The 15694-nt window shown below is 70.0% G+C and carries 12 protein-coding genes; 8 read left to right on the top strand and 4 right to left on the bottom strand.

The features are described 5' to 3' along the window. The first annotated feature begins 370 nt into the window (after positions 1 to 370). The 6 genes from EV148_RS13465 (at position 371) to EV148_RS13440 (ending at position 7284) form a co-directional block, all read left to right on the top strand. On the top strand, positions 371 to 2986 hold the full coding sequence (locus EV148_RS13465; protein ID WP_241988089.1) for a bifunctional aspartate kinase/diaminopimelate decarboxylase: 2616 nt from the start codon (positions 371 to 373) through the stop codon (positions 2984 to 2986). Positions 2987 to 3050: 64 nt separating this feature from the next. Beyond that, entirely contained in the window at positions 3051 to 3482 is a 432-nt protein-coding gene (locus tag EV148_RS13460; RefSeq protein ID WP_425479865.1) for an endonuclease domain-containing protein, read from the top strand. Further along, positions 3479 to 4879: a UDP-N-acetyl-alpha-D-muramoyl-L-alanyl-L-glutamate epimerase gene (gene murL, locus EV148_RS13455; protein ID WP_131999102.1), complete on the top strand. Its 1401-nt coding sequence runs from the start codon at positions 3479 to 3481 to the stop codon at positions 4877 to 4879. The genes EV148_RS13460 and murL overlap by 4 nt, the downstream gene beginning before the upstream one ends. Next, positions 4866 to 6230, top strand: a complete 1365-nt coding sequence (gene murD / locus EV148_RS13450) for a UDP-N-acetylmuramoyl-L-alanine--D-glutamate ligase (RefSeq protein ID WP_131999100.1) — start codon at positions 4866 to 4868, stop codon at positions 6228 to 6230. The genes murL and murD overlap by 14 nt, the downstream gene beginning before the upstream one ends. Positions 6231 to 6367: 137 nt before the next feature. Further along, complete coding sequence (locus EV148_RS13445; RefSeq protein WP_131999098.1) at positions 6368 to 6622, top strand: YciI family protein; 255 nt, start codon at positions 6368 to 6370, stop codon at positions 6620 to 6622. Continuing rightward, entirely contained in the window at positions 6619 to 7284 is a 666-nt protein-coding gene (locus EV148_RS13440) for a cytochrome b/b6 domain-containing protein (protein ID WP_131999096.1), read from the top strand. Before EV148_RS13445 ends, EV148_RS13440 begins: the two co-directional genes overlap by 4 nt. A gap of 43 nt (positions 7285 to 7327) precedes the next feature. Here the strand turns inward: EV148_RS13440 and EV148_RS13435 are convergent, their stop codons facing one another. Further along, a complete protein-coding gene (locus EV148_RS13435) occupies positions 7328 to 8761 on the bottom strand; it encodes a hypothetical protein (RefSeq protein WP_131999094.1) in 1434 nt (477 codons plus the stop codon). Positions 8762 to 9101: 340 nt separating this feature from the next. After that, positions 9102 to 9560 (bottom strand): c-type cytochrome, encoded by a 459-nt coding sequence (locus EV148_RS13430; protein WP_131999092.1) that lies wholly within the window; start codon positions 9558 to 9560, stop codon positions 9102 to 9104. 95 nt (positions 9561 to 9655) lie between these two features. Between EV148_RS13430 and EV148_RS13425 the strand changes: the two genes are divergently transcribed. Continuing rightward, on the top strand, positions 9656 to 10444 hold the full coding sequence (locus tag EV148_RS13425; RefSeq protein WP_131999090.1) for a dienelactone hydrolase family protein: 789 nt from the start codon (positions 9656 to 9658) through the stop codon (positions 10442 to 10444). 377 nt (positions 10445 to 10821) lie between these two features. Here EV148_RS13425 and EV148_RS13420 read toward each other — a convergent pair whose 3' ends face one another. Beyond that, positions 10822 to 11751: a polyprenyl synthetase family protein gene (locus EV148_RS13420; RefSeq protein WP_131999238.1), complete on the bottom strand. Its 930-nt coding sequence runs from the start codon at positions 11749 to 11751 to the stop codon at positions 10822 to 10824. Positions 11752 to 12018: 267 nt separating this feature from the next. On the opposite strand from EV148_RS13420, the gene ssb reads away from it, so the two are divergent. Beyond that, positions 12019 to 12561, top strand: coding sequence for a single-stranded DNA-binding protein (ssb, locus tag EV148_RS13415; RefSeq protein ID WP_131999088.1), 543 nt, complete (start codon positions 12019 to 12021; stop codon positions 12559 to 12561). A gap of 197 nt (positions 12562 to 12758) precedes the next feature. On the opposite strand, the gene EV148_RS13410 is transcribed toward ssb, so the two are convergent. Then, entirely contained in the window at positions 12759 to 15422 is a 2664-nt protein-coding gene (locus EV148_RS13410) for a protein kinase domain-containing protein (RefSeq protein ID WP_158287466.1), read from the bottom strand. Positions 15423 to 15694: the final 272 nt, after the last annotated feature.

The raw sequence follows: 15694 nt of genomic DNA, 5'->3' as shown, positions 1-15694 counted from the left end.
AGCCGGCCGCGCAGCGGCGGCACGCCTTGATCCGTCCCACGGTGCTCCATCTCCAGGAGAGCACCCTGTGCGCGACCGCAACATCCACCCTCGCCGCGTCATCGGTCGCCCACAGGGTGGAGTCCTACCATGCGCAGGGGTGGCATCGGTCGGGCGCGTGTAGTCGATGCCGCGCGCCGGCGACATGATATTCGTTCATAAGCGGTCCGATCGCGCCACCCCGAGCCGTGCCACCGGCCCCGCAATCGCCGGCAAATCGGCATGATGCCGGCGCCCGGCCCGCGCGCCGCCCGCAAAATGCCACGCCATTGCGTTCTGCTGCGCTGCACGAAAGAATCCGCACGCTGCCGATCCGCATGAAGGACGCCGCTTGAGTCCCGCATCCGCGCCCGTCGTGGCGCCCGTCACCGTCCGTCCCTGGGTCGTCGCCAAGTTCGGCGGCACCAGCGTCTCCACGCGCCCGCGCTGGGAGACGATCGCGCGCATCGCCGCGGCTCACCATGCGCGCGGGCGCAACGTGCTCATCGTCGTATCCGCACTGTCGGGCATCACCGACATGCTCAAGCGGATCGCCGAAGCGCGCACCGACACGATGGCGTGCCGCGAGGCGCAGGTCGGCATTGTCGAACGGCACAACGCGTTGCTGCGCGATCTCGAACTGCCGGTGCGCAACGCGCTCGACGGCTGGCTCGCGCGGCTCGACCAGCTCATCGTCGATCCGCGCCGCGAATCGGCCGCGCTCGACTGGCAGGCGGAGACGTACGCTCTCGGCGAGCTCATGTCGAGCACGCTCGGCGTCGCCTTCCTCGGCACGCAGGGGCTCGAGGCGCGCTGGCTCGATGCGCGCGAGCACCTGCTCGCGCAGCCGCTGGCGAACGCGGGCGCATGGGCGCGCCACCTGTCGGCGAACGTGCCGGCCGTGCCCGATCCCGCGTTCGCCGCCGCGCTCGCCGCGCGCGGCGAGGTGTTCATCACGCAGGGCTTCATCGCGCGCGACGGCGACGGCCGCACGGTGCTGCTCGGCCGCGGCGGTTCGGACACCTCGGCCGGCTACTTCGGCGCGATGCTCAAGGCCGAGTGTGTCGAGATCTGGACCGACGTGCCGGGCATGTTCAGCGCGAACCCGCGTATCGTGCCCGACGCGCGCCTGCTCGCGCGGCTCGACTACGAAGAAGCGCAGGAAATCGCGACGACCGGCGCGAAGGTGCTGCATCCGCGCTCGCTCGGCCCGCTGCGCCGTGCCGGCGTGCCGCTGGTGATCAAGGACACCAACCGGCCGCAGCTCGCCGGCACCGAGATCCGCGCGGTCGCGGCCGACGCGGCGCCGTGCGTGAAGGCGATCAGCGCGCGCAAGGGCGTCACGCTGGTATCGATGGAGACGATCGGCATGTGGCAACAGGTCGGCTTCCTCGCCGACGTGTTCGCCGAGTTCAAGCGCCATGGCCTCTCGGTCGACCTCATCGGCTCGGCCGAGACGAACGTGACGGTGTCGCTCGATCCGACCGAAAACCTCGTCGATTCGGACGTGCTCTCCGCGCTCGCGACCGACCTCGCGAAGATCTGTCGCGTCAAGGTGATCGCGCCATGCGCGGCGATCACGCTCGTCGGGCGCGGCATGCGCGCGCAGCTGCATCGTCTCTCCGGCGTGCTCGCCGAGTTCGGCGCGCTCGACGTGCACCTGATCAGCCAGTCCTCGAACAACCTCAACCTCACCTTCGTCGTCGACGAATCGCTCGCCGACGAGCTCATCCCGCGCCTGCATGCGCTGCTGATCCGCGCCGACGCGCTGCGTGTCGAGGATGGCGCGGTGTTCGGGCCGAGCTGGCGCGAGCTCGGCGAGCCCGCGGCGGCGAAGCGCGAATCGTGGTGGCGGCGCGAACGCGATGCGCTGCTGAAGCTTGCCAGCGAAGCGTCGCCGCGCTACGTCTATTCGCTCGACGCGGTGCGCGCGCAGGCGCGCGCGCTGCGTGCGCTCGGCGCGGTCGACCGCTGGCACTACGCGCTCAAGGCGAATCCGCATCCTGCGATCCTGCGCGTGCTGCACGAGGAAGGCTTCGCGTTCGAATGCGTCTCGCTCGCCGAAGTCGAGGCCGTGCGTGCGGCGTTGCCGCAGCTCGCCGCCGAACGCATCCTCTTCACGCCGAACTTCGCGCCGCGCGCGGAATACGCCGCCGCGCTCGCGCTCGGCGTGCGCATGACGCTCGACGCGCTGCACCCGCTCGAGCACTGGGGCGAGCTGTTCGAAGGCCGCGAGCTGCACCTGCGCGTCGACCTCGGCAGCGGCCGCGGCCACCACGACAAGGTGCGCACCGGCGGCGACGCGTCGAAGTTCGGCGTCGCGCTCGACCAGGTCGACGCGTTCCGCGCGCTCGCGCGCGAGTGCGGCGCGCGCATCACCGGCCTGCATGCGCACCTCGGCTCGGGCATCCTCGACGCCGGCCACTGGCGTTCCGTGTACGGCCAGCTCGCGAGCCTCGCCGAAGGCTTCAGCCGGATCGAGTCGCTCGACATCGGCGGCGGCCTCGGCGTGCCGTCGCGTCCCGACGAAAGCGCGCTCGACCTCGCCGCGCTCGGCGAGTCGCTCGCCGAGGTGAAGCGCGCGTATCCGCAGTTTGCGCTGTGGATGGAGCCGGGCCGCTACCTCGTCGCCGACGCGGGCGTGCTGCTCGCGCGCGTGACGCAGGCCAAGCGCAAGGGCGGCGTGCATTACGTCGGCGTCGACACCGGCATGAACTCGCTGATCCGCCCCGCGCTGTACGATGCCTGGCACGAGATCGTGAACCTCAGCCGCCTCGACGACGCGCCCGCGACGATGGTGCAGGTCGTCGGCCCGATCTGCGAAAGCGGCGACGTGCTCGGCGCGAACCGCCGCCTGCCCGAGTGCCGCGAGGGTGACGTGCTGCTGGTCGCGCAGGCGGGCGCCTACGGGGCCGTGATGGGCTCGCGCTACAACCTGCGCGAGCCGGCCGCGGAGGTGGTGTTGTAATGGACCGGCGCTGCCTGCTTTTACCCTCTCCCCGCCGGGGAGAGGGCAGGGTGAGGGGGTGGCCGTGGTGAAGCGTCTCAATGTTGAACGAGCGCGTGCGCTGCGTGTCGCGCAGACCGACGCAGAGCGCGCCCTGTGGCGTCGTTTGCGGAACCGCGCTTTGCTCGATTGGAAGTTTCGCCGACAGCATGAAATCGGTCCTTATATCGTCGATTTCGTCTGTACCGATGCAGGCTTGATCGTGGAACTCGACGGCGGTCAGCATCTCGAGCAGGTCGAGGAGGACGCGGCGCGCACTCGATGGCTTCAGCGCTCCGGTTATTGTGTGCTGCGATTCTGGAATGATGACGTGTTGAAGAACATCGACGTTGTGCTGGAGCAGATCCTGAAGGCGTTGGCGGCGGAACGGCGGGGTTCCGGCGAACCGGATGTCGCGCTCCGCACGTCCCCTCACCCCGGCCCTCTCCCCGGCGGGGAGAGGGGGAGAAGCGCATGACCGCCGCCGACCCGCGCACCGCACGCGCGTTCCGCTTCGTCCGCCGCGGCTACGCCGACGGCGTCGCCGAACTCGCCTACGCGTTCGACGACGGCGACGAACTGGTCGAGCGCATCGTGTTCCCGGACGCGCCCGCGATCGACCCTGCGCGTGCCCAGGCGCTCGATGCGGCGCTCGACCTGCTGCATTTCATCGCCGGCGTCAGCTACTACAAGGCGGGCGTGCCGGGCGAGTTGCGCGTCGGGGCGCGCAAGCCCGACGTGGCGACCGCGGCGTTCCTCGATGCGCTCTACCTGCACGGGCTCGGCGAGTTCGCGTACCACAACAAGCTCGACCTGCGCGGACGCATCCGCTTTCCCGTGGGAGCGGCTTCAGCCGCGACGCTTTCGGACGCATCGGGCAGGAGCATCGCGGCTGAAGCCGCTCCCACGGAAGCGGGGCATGTGGTGGGACGCACGCTCGTGCCGATCGGCGGCGGCAAGGACTCGCTCGTCAGCGTCGAGATCCTCAAGGCCGCCGGCGTCGACGCCACCGCGACGTGGGTCGGCAACTCGCCGCTGATCGCCGCGTGCGCAGCGCGCACGGGCCTGCCGTTGCTCAACATCCGGCGCGAGCTGTCGCCACTGCTGTTCGAGTACAACAGGCAGGGTGCGTACAACGGGCACATCCCGGTCACCGCGATCAATTCGGCGATTCTCGCCGTCGCCGCGGTGCTGTACGGCTACGACGCGATCGCGTTCTCCAACGAGCGCTCGGCATCGAGCGCGACGCTCGAATACGATGGCCAGCCGGTCAACCACCAGTGGAGCAAGGGCTGGGAGTTCGAACGCGCTTTCCACGAGCGCCTGCACGCGCTCGTCTCGCCCACGCTGGACTATTACTCGCTGCTGCGTCCGCTGTCCGAACTCGCGGTGGCCGAACGCTTCGCGCGCAGCGCGCGCTACGACGACGTGTTCTCGAGCTGCAACCGCAACTTCCGCATCCTCGGCCCCAAGCCGGCCGACCGCTGGTGCGGACAGTGCCCGAAATGCCATTTCGTGTTCCTCGCGCTCGCACCGTTCATGCCCAAGCCGCGCCTGCTCGCGATCTTCGGGCGCAACCTGCTCGACGACGAATCGCTCGCGCCCGCGTTCGACGCGCTGATGGAATTCCGCGACCACAAGCCATTCGAATGCGTCGGCGAGGGCGGCGAGTCGCGGGCGGCGATGCATGCGCTCGCGCAGCGCGCGGAGTGGCGCGAGGATGCGCTCGTCGCGCGCTTCGTCGACGAGGTCCTGCCCCAGCTCGATGCGGCGTCGCTCGCGCTCGCGCCGCTGCTCGCGCCGGCGGGCGAGTCGCGCATTCCGCCGGCGCTGCTCGCGCACGTCCAACGGCGTCCGACCGATGCGCTTCGCTGATCTCGCCGGCAAGCGCGTCGCGGTCTGGGGCTTCGGCCGCGAGGGCCATGCCGCGCTCGCCGCGCTGCAGTTGCGCCTGCCGGGCCGGCCGGTCACGCTGTTCTGCAACGAAGCCGAGGCGCTGTACGGGCACGCGGCGCATCCGGCCGTGCACGTCGTAACCGAGGCACCGGGCGCGGCCGCATTGTCGAATTACGACGTCGTGATCAAGTCGCCGGGCATCGGCGCCTACCGTGCCGAGATCCTCGACGCGCAGCACAACGGCACGCATTTCACCTCGGGCACCGCGCTCTGGTTCGCCGAAAACCCCGACGCGCGCGTGATCGCCGTGACGGGCACCAAGGGCAAGAGCACGGTCAGCGCGCTCGTCGCGCACCTGTTGCGATCGCTCGGCCGGCGCGTCGCCCTTGCCGGCAACATCGGCCTGCCGCTGCTCGAGCTGCTCGATCCGCCGGTGTCGCCGGACTGGTGGGTGGTGGAACTGTCGAGTTTCCAGACACGCGAGGCAGGGTCGCTCGCGGTCGCGCTCGTCAACAACATCCACGAAGAACACCTCGACTGGCACGGCACGCGCGAGCGCTACGTCGCCGACAAGCTCGCGCTCGCCGGGCGCGCACGCACGCTCGTCGCGAACGCGCGCCAGGACGAACTGGTCGCGCGCACGTCGGCGCATGGCGATCGACGCCTGTTCGGCGACGCGCGCGGTTGGCACGTCGACGGCGAAGCGATCGCATGCGGCGACGCGCGCGTGTTCGACCTCGAGAAGTCGCTGTTGCCGGGCGCGCACAATGCGCTCAATGCCTGCGCCGCGCTCGCGGTAATCGAGGCGGCGGGCGAGGACGCCGTTGCCGCTGCGTCCGCGATCGGGTCGTTCCGTCCGTTGCCGCATCGGCTGCAGGCGCTCGGCGTGCGCGACGGCATCGATTACGTCGACGACAGCATCGCGACGACGCCGCAGGCGACGCTCGAGGCGCTCGCGAGCCTGCGTGGCCGCCCGGTGAGCGTGCTCGTCGGCGGGCATGACCGCGGCCTCGACTGGCACGCGTTCGCCGATGCGGTGCGCTGCGAGCCGCCGCATGCGATCGTCACGATGGGCGCGAACGGCGCGCGCATCGCCGCATTGCTGCGCGAGACCGGCGGCGCGTACGCGCTGTCTTCGGCAGCGACGCTCGCCGACGCGTTCGCGCTCGCGCGTGCGGCGACGGCGCGGGGCGGCGTCGTGCTGCTGTCGCCCGGCGCGCCGAGCTTCGACCAGTTCAAGGACTACGCCGAACGCGGCTGCGCCTTCGCGCGCCTCGCCGGCTTCGACCCCGCGGCGATCGGTCGCATCGAAGGTCTCGGCATCGCGTAGGGCGGCTCGGGGGAGGGGGCGAGGGCCGGGGCTGAAGAGCATCGCGCCTTCCGGCGCTCCCGCACGAGCGCGCGCTGGCTTCGGGAGCGGCTTCAGCCGCGATGCCCTTGGCCCTCGGCTCATGCGATCATCGCGCCATGAATCGTTACCTCGTGCTCGTCATGCGCAATCCCGGTTTCGATACCGGCCTCGTCCCTGCGCATCGTGATTTCCTCGCCGGATTGCGCGCGCAGCAGCGCGTCGAGCTTGCGGGTGGCTTCGGCGACGCGAGTGGCGGCGCCTACCTGCTGCGCGCCGCGTCGCTCGCCGACGCGCGCGCGATCGCCGAGCGCGATCCGTTGCACATCGAGCGCGCCTCGACCGTGACCGTCCACGAGTGGAACGCGACATGACGGAGCAGGCGGATCGCGTCTGGGACCTGCCGACGCGGGCGTTCCACTGGCTGCTCGTCGCGCTCGTCGCGCTGCAGTATGCGAGCGGCGAATTCGGTTTCCCGTCGATGCGCTGGCACTACCTCGGCGGCTACGCGACGCTCGCGCTGGTGCTGTTCCGCGTGCTGTGGGGGTTCTTCGGTTCCCAGACGAGCCGTTTCGGCGACTTCGTGCGCGGCCCGCGCGCGGTGCTCGCCTACCTCGCGGGGCTGGGCCGTGCCGAGGCACCGCGGCGTGCCGGGCACAATCCACTCGGCGGCTGGTCGGTCGTCGCGATGCTCGCGTCGATCGCCGTGCAGGCGACGACCGGCCTGTTCGCGAGCGACGACATCAGCGAGGAGGGTCCGCTCGTCGCGCGCGTGTCCGCCGCGACGGTCGATCTCATGACGCGCGTGCACGCGTGGAACCGCTACGTGCTGCTCGCGCTCGTCGTGGTGCACCTCGGGGCGATCGCCGCGTACGCGCTGCGCGGCACGAACCTCGTCGCGCCGATGTGGTCGGGTCGTGCGCGCGACGTCGATGCACGCGCGCTGCGCTTCGCCACGCCCTGGCTCGCGCTCATGCTCGCCGTGCTTGCCGCGGCGGTCGTATGGGCGCTGGTCGCGTGGGGCGAGGCCGGGTGACGCCGCATGTCCGCGCGTCCGTGCGCGGAATGCGTGGTATCGATCAGCCCTCGTAGCCGTCGGCGAAGATCGTGTCGTTCGCGTAGAAATACGCCGCGCCCTGGTACTGCGCGATGCTGCCGTCGGCATCGGCGCCGATGAGCACGGTCACGCCGTCGGTCGAGACGTCCCAGCCGTACGAGTCACCGTCGCTGCCGCTGCCGCCGGCGAGCGTCTGCGCGAGCGACCAGCCCGAGCCGCTCGTCGTGTAGAGGCCGACGTGCCCCGCCTTCGGCGGCGGCGGCGTGCTGCCCGGCTCGTCGTTGTAGCTCCACATGCCGACGAGCGCGACGCCGCCGCGCAGCGACACCGACTGGCCGAACTGGTCGTAGGCCTCGCCGGCGTCGTCGACGAGTTTCTGCGCCTGCACGAACGAACCGCCACTGCCGTCGAAGACGTACGCGGCGCCCTGGTGCACGTTGCCGCCGACCATCGCCGCGGGCGCGCCGACGAGCAGGTCCGTGCCGGACAGGGAGAGCGCATAGCCGAACTGGTCACCGTCGGCGCCGTCCGCCGCGACGATCTTCTGCGTCTCGGTGAACATGCCGCCGTCGTTCGTGTAGACGTAGGCCGAGCCGGTCGGATACTCGCCGGACGACGAGAAGTCGGCGCCTGGCGCGCCGATGACGACGGTGCTGCCGTCGCTCGCGATCGCACCGCCGTAGTAGTGATCGTCCATGTTCACGCCGTCGCTGGCGCGGATCGTCTGCACGAGCGACCATGTGCCGCCGCTTTCGGCGAACGCATGCACGGCGCCGCGGCCGCCTTCGGTGGTCATGTTGTAGGACGGTTCGCCGATGAGCACGACGTCGCCGGAGAGGGCGACGGCGCGGCCGAACCAGGTCAGCGTGATCGGCACCGGGGGGGCGAAGTCCTGCACTTGCGACCAGGTGCCGTCGTCGCCGCGCGCGAACAGGTAGGCGCCACCGGCCGGACCGGCCATCGGGTTGAACGTCTCCGGCGCGCCGACGAGCAGCTTGTCGCCGGACTGCGACAGCGACAGCGACCAGCCGAAGAAGTCGGACCAGTTCGGCGGCGTGCTCGGTGGCGGCGTCGCGCTGATCTTCTGCGTCTCGACCCAGTTGGCGCCGTCGAGATGGTAGACGTACACCGCGCCGGCGCGCGCCAGCGGCGCGGGCGCGCTGACGAACGCCGTGTCACCGGCGACGAGCACGCGGAAGCCGTAGAGGTCGCCCGCGCCACCGTCGGCCGGGGCGATCTTCTGCTCGATCCAGGCCGACGCGGTACCGGGCGCTGCCGTCCCGGCTCGCGCCATCGCCGGCAACGGCAGTGCGCCGTGCGCGAGCCCCGGGTAGTGCATGGCGTCGCTCGCCTGCCACAGGCGCGGCGGCGCCGCGGACGCCGGCTGCGTGAACATGCCTGCCAGTGCAAGCAGGAGGGCGCCTGCGGGCGCCCGGTACGGTTGACTCGTGAGCATCGATGCTTCCCCTCTCGTGGATGTCGCCGCGCGCACCCGCGAGGCACCGGCACGGTGCGCGGCGCGCGTGGACGGACGGTCGTCGCCGTCGGCTCGATGGTTCGCCCGGGCGGGGGAAAGCGCACTACAAAAGGGTGATGAATCCGTTTATTTCACGTATCGCTCGCATCGAATCGGGCACGTGGGCCCGCCGGCGCGGCTTCGCCGCGGCGGGGGCTTGTCGTCCCGCCGGAGAGCGCCGGTGCCCGGCGACTTCGATCCCGGCTCCATGGCGCGCAGGCACCCTTGCCGGGTGCGGCGACGTGCGGGCGTCGGCGGGGCGCAATGCGGCGCCTTCGCCTCACTCCTCGTTGCGGTACTTCTCGTGGCAGGCCTTGCATGCGCCCGCGGTCTGCTTGAACTGGTCCTTCATCTTCGCCTCGTCGCCCGACTTCGCCACCTCGGCGAGCAGTCTGGACTGCTTCACGAGTTCGTCCATCTTCGCCTTGAAGTCGTCCATGTTCTTCCAGATCTCGGGCTTCGCATCGGTTTTGGCACCGGCGTCGGAGCCCTCGGGGAAGCCTTCGAGCAACTGCGGCGCGATCTGCGCGACGCGCTCGGCGCGGCGCGCGAACTCGGCCGCATCCCACGGCGTCTTGCCGCGCACCATCTGCGCCATCGGTCCGAAGTTCCAGCCGAGCATCGTGTACCCGGCCTGGCGATAGGCGATCGCCGACTCGGGCTTGACCGCGGCGGTGGCGACCGCGGCGAGGCCGGCACCGGCGGCGAGGATGGCAAGGATCAGGCGGGGACGACGCATCGGCGGCTCCGTGGATGGGGGAAGACCCAGTGTAGCAGCGGCCCCGCGCCGACCGGCTTAAAATGGGCGTCCCTTCCGTCGCCGAGGATCCGATCATGCTCCGTTCACTGCTCGCAGTCGCCACCGCATGCCTGTTCGCCGCGCCACTGCACGCGGCGATGGTGTCCCGCACGATCGACTACGACGTCGGCGGCAAGAAGATGCAGAGCGTGCTCGTCTACGACGACGCGGCGAACACGCCGCGCCCGGGCATCGTGATGACGCCGGATTGGCTCGGCATCACGCCGGACAACCTCGATCTCGCCAGGCAGATCGCCGGCAAGGACTACGTGATCCTCGTCGCCGACGTCTACGGCCGCGATGCGCGGCCCAAGGATGCGAAGGAAGCGGGCGCCGCGACCGAGGCGATGTACAAGGACCGCTCCGTGCTGCGCGCGCGTATCGGCGCCGCACTCGCCCAACTGAAGGCACAGGCCGGCAAGGCGCCGCTCGACGGCAGGCATTGGGGCGCGATCGGCTTCTGTTTCGGCGGCGCGACCACGCTCGACCTCGCGCGCAGCGGCGCCGACGTGCAGGGCGTCGTCTCGTTCCACGGCAACCTGTCCACCGACGATCCGGCGCTCGCGAAGAACATCAAGGCGAAGGTGCTCGTGCTGCACGGCGCGGACGACAAGTTCGAATCGCCCGAGCAGATCGCCGGCTTCCAGCAGGAGATGCGCGGCGCCGAGGTCGACTGGCAGTTCATCGCCTTCGGCGGCGCGGTGCACTGCTTCGCGATCCCCGGCGCGCACGGCCAGATCCCCGGCTGCTCCTACGACGAGCGCACGGCCAAGCGCGCGTTCCGCCAGATGCACGCATTCTTCGACGAGGTGTTCGCCGGCTGACGCCGGTAGGGCGGAAAGATCGAAACACGGGCACACGGAGACGAGCGATCGGGATTGATTCCTCCGTGTGCCCTGTGTGCTCCGCGTCGAAAGCTCTGCTTCGCCACGGCTCCGCCCGCGTCGGGCAAAGCTCGCGCGGCGAGGCCAGTCGAGACGCGCCCGCGGCACGCCTTCGACTCCGGCCCTGCGGGCCTGCGCTCGGGGCGAACGGATGAACTCTCGTCACATGCGCTTCAACGGCAGGAGCCCACCCTGTGGGCGACCGCGGCGTGCGATGCACCGAGGCGCGACGGTCGCGCACAGGGTGCACTCCTACAGGTGATATACGCCGCGTTTGTGCGGGCGGAAGGCGCGATGCGCTTCAGCCCCCAAGCCCCTCACTTCGTCCGATCCACCGCATACTCCGCGAGCACCGCCAGCGCATCGCGCGCATCGGAGTGTGGCAGCGCCGTCAGCGCGTCGCGGGCGGAATCGGCGTAGGCGTGCGCGCGCTGGCGCGAAGCGTCGAGTGCGTCGGTGGCATGGATTGCGGCGAGCACGTCGTCGAGGGCGTCGAGGCCGCCGGCGCGGATCGCGCGCCTGAGCATGTCGGCCTGGCCCGGCGCGCTGCGCTCGATCGCGATGATCAGCGGCAGGGTCGGCTTGCCCTCGGCGAGGTCGTCGCCGATGTTCTTGCCGAGCGTGCCCGCGTCGGAGGCGTAGTCGAGCACGTCGTCGGCGATCTGGAACGCGAAGCCGAGGTCGAGGCCGTAGCGCGCGAGCGCTTCCTCCTCGGCCGCCGGCACGCCGGCGAGCACGCCGCCGAGGCGCGTCGCCGCGGCGAACAGTACGGCGGTCTTGCGTTCGATCACGTCGAGGTAGGCCTGCTCGTGCGTGTCGGGGTTGCCGATGTTGAGCAGCTGCAGCACCTCGCCCTCGGCGATGCGGTTGGTGGTGTCGGCGAGGATGCGCATGACGCGCATGCTGTCCAGTTCCACCATCATCTGGAACGAACGCGAGTAGAGGAAGTCGCCGACCAGCACGCTTGCTGCGTTGCCCCATACCGCGTTCGCGGTCTTGCGGCCGCGGCGCAGGTCCGACTCGTCGACGACGTCGTCGTGCAGCAGGGTCGAGGTGTGGATGAACTCGATCAGCGCGGCGAGTTGCAGGTGGTCGCGCCCGGCATACCCCGCCGCGTGCGCGGCGATGAGGTGCAGCATCGGCCGCAGGCGCTTGCCGCCACCACCGATGATGTACTCGGCGATCTGGTTGATCAGCACGACGTCGGATGCGAGACGGGCGCGGATGAGGTCGTTGACCGCCGCCATGTCGCTGGCAGCGAAGGCCTGGACGTCGGCCAGGCGCGCGATGTGCGGCGCGGCGGGGAGCGGGGCGGCAGAACTCAAGGCAGGGCCTGTGTGGCGGACCGGGTGGCCTGCAAGTATAGCGGGCGGCCGGCGCCGGCCGTCGGTGCCTGCGGACGGCGAGCCGCGGCGCGGACTTACGCGAGCATGCGGCCGATGCCGGCGGCTCCGGTCGCGCTCGGTGTTATCCTCGGTCCTTTCCGGACGCTATACGAACAGAGGAATCGCTCCATGGCACGCGGCATCAACAAGGTCATCCTGGTCGGCAACCTCGGTGCGGACCCCGAAACGCGCTACACCGCCAACGGCAGCGCGATCACCTCGATCCGCATCGCGACCTCGGAAAGCTGGAAGGACAAGCAGACAGGCGAGCAGCAGGAGCGCACCGAGTGGCACCGCGTGAAGTTCTTCGGCCGCCTCGCCGAGATCGCGGGCGAGTACCTCAAGAAGGGGCGCCAGGTCTACGTCGAAGGTTCGCTGCGCACCGACAAGTACACTGACAAGGACGGCGTCGAGCGCTATTCGACCGACATCATCGCCAATGAAATGCAGATGCTCGGCGGCCCGGGCGGCGGCGGTGGCGGCGGTGAAGGCGGCGGTTACGGCGGCGGTGGTGGAGGCGGCGGCTACGGCGGTGGCGGCGGTGGCGGCTACAGCCGCGATCGCGGCGGCGAGCGCTCGTCGTCGTCGCGCGGCGCACCGCCTGCCGCGGCACCGCGCCAGTCCGCACCGCCGGCCGACAGCGGTTTCGAGGATGATGATATTCCGTTCTGAACCGGACTTTGTCGCGCGCTGGCTCGCGGTCGGCGGACTCGCCCGATCGCGGGGCGCCGCGAACACGGTGGTCTCGAACGGCAATCCGTGCGCTCGGTTATCGAGAAGGTTGCGTTCCCTCGTCGTTTGATCCATGGCGCGATGAATCGACACGCATGGCGCGAGTGCGCCCGTGCACGGGCTGTCGCCGCATGGTTTCAGGAAGACGTCTTTCTTTCGTGCGCGACCAGAAAGGATTCGATTTGCGGCAGCAGGTCGGAGCCGCCGTCGCGCTGGCGGACGCGCTCGTACAGCGCATGCAAGATGTTCAAGCCTTCTTGTCGGCGGCGGCCTTGCAGCACGTAGACGGTGCCGCGCACGAAATCCACCGTGTCGTCGGCGTCGCTGCGTGCTTCGGCGTTGCGCACCGCTTCGGCCGAGGCGTCGCCCAGCTTTCCGAGCGCTTCGTCGTAGCGGCCGGCGTCCGCGAGCGCTCGGGCCAGTCCGACGCGGAATGCCTGCGCAGCCGGGTTGCCCGCACCGAATTGCGCAGCGAGGCCGGCTTCTGCATGCCCGAGATGGGTGATCGCATCCGTGAGATGGCCGCAATCGTATTCGACGAAGCCGAGATTGCCGGTTTCGATGAGTGCGCCCTGGTCCGTCGGCGGGCGCACTCCATCGTAGCGCCGCACGATGTCTTTCGCGGTCGCGAGCGCGGGTTCGCATCGGTGCAGGTCCTGGTAGATGCTCGACAGGACGCTCAACACGTCGATGACGTGGAAGTGATCGGGTCCGAGTCCCTGCTTGGTCAGCTCGACGGCGGCTTCCGCCTCGGTCCGGGCTTCTTCCAGTCGTGACTGATTGCGCAGCACGCGCGCGAGTTCCTTGCGCATCCCGCCGATGGCCGCCTTGCCGACGCGCTGTTCGGCAAGAATGGGGTCGCCGAGCATCTGCTGGCGGATGACGCCTTCGGCTGCCGCAAGTTGGCCCTCGCGCAGATAACCGTCCGCCAGCCGCGAGCGGATCGGCAATGCGAGCGAGGCATCCTCCGGCCAGTATTTGCGCTGCAACGCGTCGGCGATCGCGTACTCGCGCAGCGTGCCCTTCGCATCGAAGCGCTGGTTGGCGAGCATGCCGCGTGCGAGCGCCGCGTGGAGCGCCAGGTCGGGATCGCCTGCAGCGCGATCGCCTGCAGCGTGATCGGCGGCTTCGAGTGCGCGATCGGCGGCGGCGTAGTCATGGCGCAGCGCGAGCATGCGCACTTCGTCGTAATCCACGCGAGCGACCGCATTCGCGGCGTCGGGCGCCGAAGCGTAGGCGGCGGCCGCGCGGCGATAATTTTCCGTGGCGAGATCGGCATGTCCGAATCCGGCCTGAGCGCGACCGAGCGCTTCATAGATCGCGCCGCGGATCGCGGGGTCGTCGGCAAAGCGGTCGGTCAGGCGGGCCTCCGCGCGGCGCAGCAACTCCGCGATCGTGGGATCGCCGTTGTAGTAGGCATTGCCGGGATCGGCGGCGCCGAGGAGATCCTCGCTGAGGAATTTCTGGATTGCGTTCGAGCGCGAGGTTTCGCGCTCCGCGCGCAGTCGCGCGGCATCGGCGCGCTGGTAGAGGATAGCCGCGATGCCCAGGCCAAGCGCGAGCACCCCGACCAACGCAGCCACCCATGGCCGTCGCGCGCGCGCGCGATCGAGCGCCTGCCTGGCTAGGCGCTCGCCATGGCGAGTCGCGGCGACCTGCTCGCGTTCGGCATGTCGTTCGGGCAGGCGGCGCAGCCGGTCGGCGAGATCGGCGGCACTGGCAAGCCGGCGCGCCGGCTCGCCGTCGGTTGCGCGCGCGATGTCCTCGCGCAGCAGCGCATCGTCGATGTCGCGCTCCCAACCCGATGTCAGCGGTTTGCGCAGATCGCCGACCGCGATCTGGTACAGCAGCAGGCCGAGCGCGTAGACGTCGCTGCGCACGGTCGGCTGGCCGCCCGCGATGACCTCCGGCGCCAGGTAGAGCGGCGTGCCTGAATTCGGCGAGATCGCCTGGGTATGCGTCAGCCCGAGTGCAGTGATGCCGAGTTGGTCGAGGCGTTCGGGATGCAGCAGCCGTCCGCTGCCGAAGTCCGTCAGCAGGACCTGCCAGGCGCCTTCGTTTTTCCGTCGCACGAGCAGGTTCGCGGGCTTGAGATCCTTGTGCAGCACGCCGACGCCGTGCGCATCGGCGAGCGTGTCGGCGATCGGCAGGAAGAACGCGATGCGTTGCGCGATCGTCCACTGCGAAAGATCGGGCTCGTCCGCCGACCATGCGACGAGGTCGCGTCCACCGTATTCCTCTTCGAGGTAGAACGGTTCGTCGGCGAAGTTCCAGTCGATGACGCGCACGAAACCCTCGCGCTCGCCGAGCGATTCGCGCAGCACGCGCGAGAGTGTCGCTTCGCGCTTGAGCGCGGAAAGACGTGTCGCATCGGACGCGAACTTGTAGACGCGCGCCTCATGTGTCTTGTCGTGGCGCGCCAGCCAGACTTCGCTGCCGAGCGTCCGGCCGAGTTGCGACTCGAAGCGGAAGCGCTCTCTTCCCGGCACGGCTTCGCCGGCGCGGAACGCGAGTTCGCTGGTCATCAGCCGACCGACCGCGACCCGTTCCACCGGTGCGACCAGCCGATAGCCGAGGCGCGGCACGGTGACGATCGGCTCTCCGTCGGACTCGCCGAAGGCGCGACGCAGTTTCCCGATCGCGGTCGCAATGACGTGCTCTACCGTCGGCCGCCCATCCCAGACCGCGTCCAGCAGTTCCTGTTTGGTGACGACTTCACCGGCATGCTGCAGCAGCAGTGCGAGCACCTGCAGTGGTCGAGGTTCCATGGCGACGGCGGCGCCGTCGACGCGCAATTCCATCTGCGCCTCGTCGAATTCGACTCGGCCGAAACGCCATCGATGCAGCAATCGAGCGCTCGGCGCGGCGTCCGCCGATCTCATCACGGTGAGCGCTCCATGTGCGTTACTCCCCCTGGGGACTGCCGAACCTTACAAACTGTTTCCGCATCCACGCAAGTCCGCGCGAGCACGCTCTTCCCGGCAATCGGCGCGGTCTTGAAGATTCCTTGAAGGCTCCGTGAGGACGCGCAGCGCGAACGAGGTGAGCATCAGGGGGCGAATTGCGGCTCCGG

The sequence above is a fragment of the Dokdonella fugitiva genome (genome assembly GCF_004342425.1).
GTDB lineage: Bacteria > Pseudomonadota > Gammaproteobacteria > Xanthomonadales > Rhodanobacteraceae > Dokdonella_A > Dokdonella_A fugitiva.
Note: the sequence above shows the minus strand (reverse complement) of the source record. Positions and strands in the feature narration are given on the sequence as shown.

Excerpts from the sequence above, each read along its gene's own strand:
- murL (WP_131999102.1), top strand. The coding sequence starts at position 3,479 with ATGACCGCCGCCGACCCGCGCACCGCACGCGCGTTCCGCTTCGTCCGC.
- murD (WP_131999100.1), top strand. The coding sequence starts at position 4,866 with ATGCGCTTCGCTGATCTCGCCGGCAAGCGCGTCGCGGTCTGGGGCTTC.
- EV148_RS13445 (WP_131999098.1), top strand. The coding sequence starts at position 6,368 with ATGAATCGTTACCTCGTGCTCGTCATGCGCAATCCCGGTTTCGATACC.
- EV148_RS13440 (WP_131999096.1), top strand. The coding sequence starts at position 6,619 with ATGACGGAGCAGGCGGATCGCGTCTGGGACCTGCCGACGCGGGCGTTC.
- EV148_RS13435 (WP_131999094.1), bottom strand. The coding sequence starts at position 8,761 with ATGCTCACGAGTCAACCGTACCGGGCGCCCGCAGGCGCCCTCCTGCTT.
- EV148_RS13430 (WP_131999092.1), bottom strand. The coding sequence starts at position 9,560 with ATGCGTCGTCCCCGCCTGATCCTTGCCATCCTCGCCGCCGGTGCCGGC.
- EV148_RS13425 (WP_131999090.1), top strand. The coding sequence starts at position 9,656 with ATGCTCCGTTCACTGCTCGCAGTCGCCACCGCATGCCTGTTCGCCGCG.
- EV148_RS13420 (WP_131999238.1), bottom strand. The coding sequence starts at position 11,751 with ATGGCGGCGGTCAACGACCTCATCCGCGCCCGTCTCGCATCCGACGTC.
- ssb (WP_131999088.1), top strand. The coding sequence starts at position 12,019 with ATGGCACGCGGCATCAACAAGGTCATCCTGGTCGGCAACCTCGGTGCG.
- EV148_RS13410 (WP_158287466.1), bottom strand. The coding sequence starts at position 15,422 with ATGGAATTGCGCGTCGACGGCGCCGCCGTCGCCATGGAACCTCGACCA.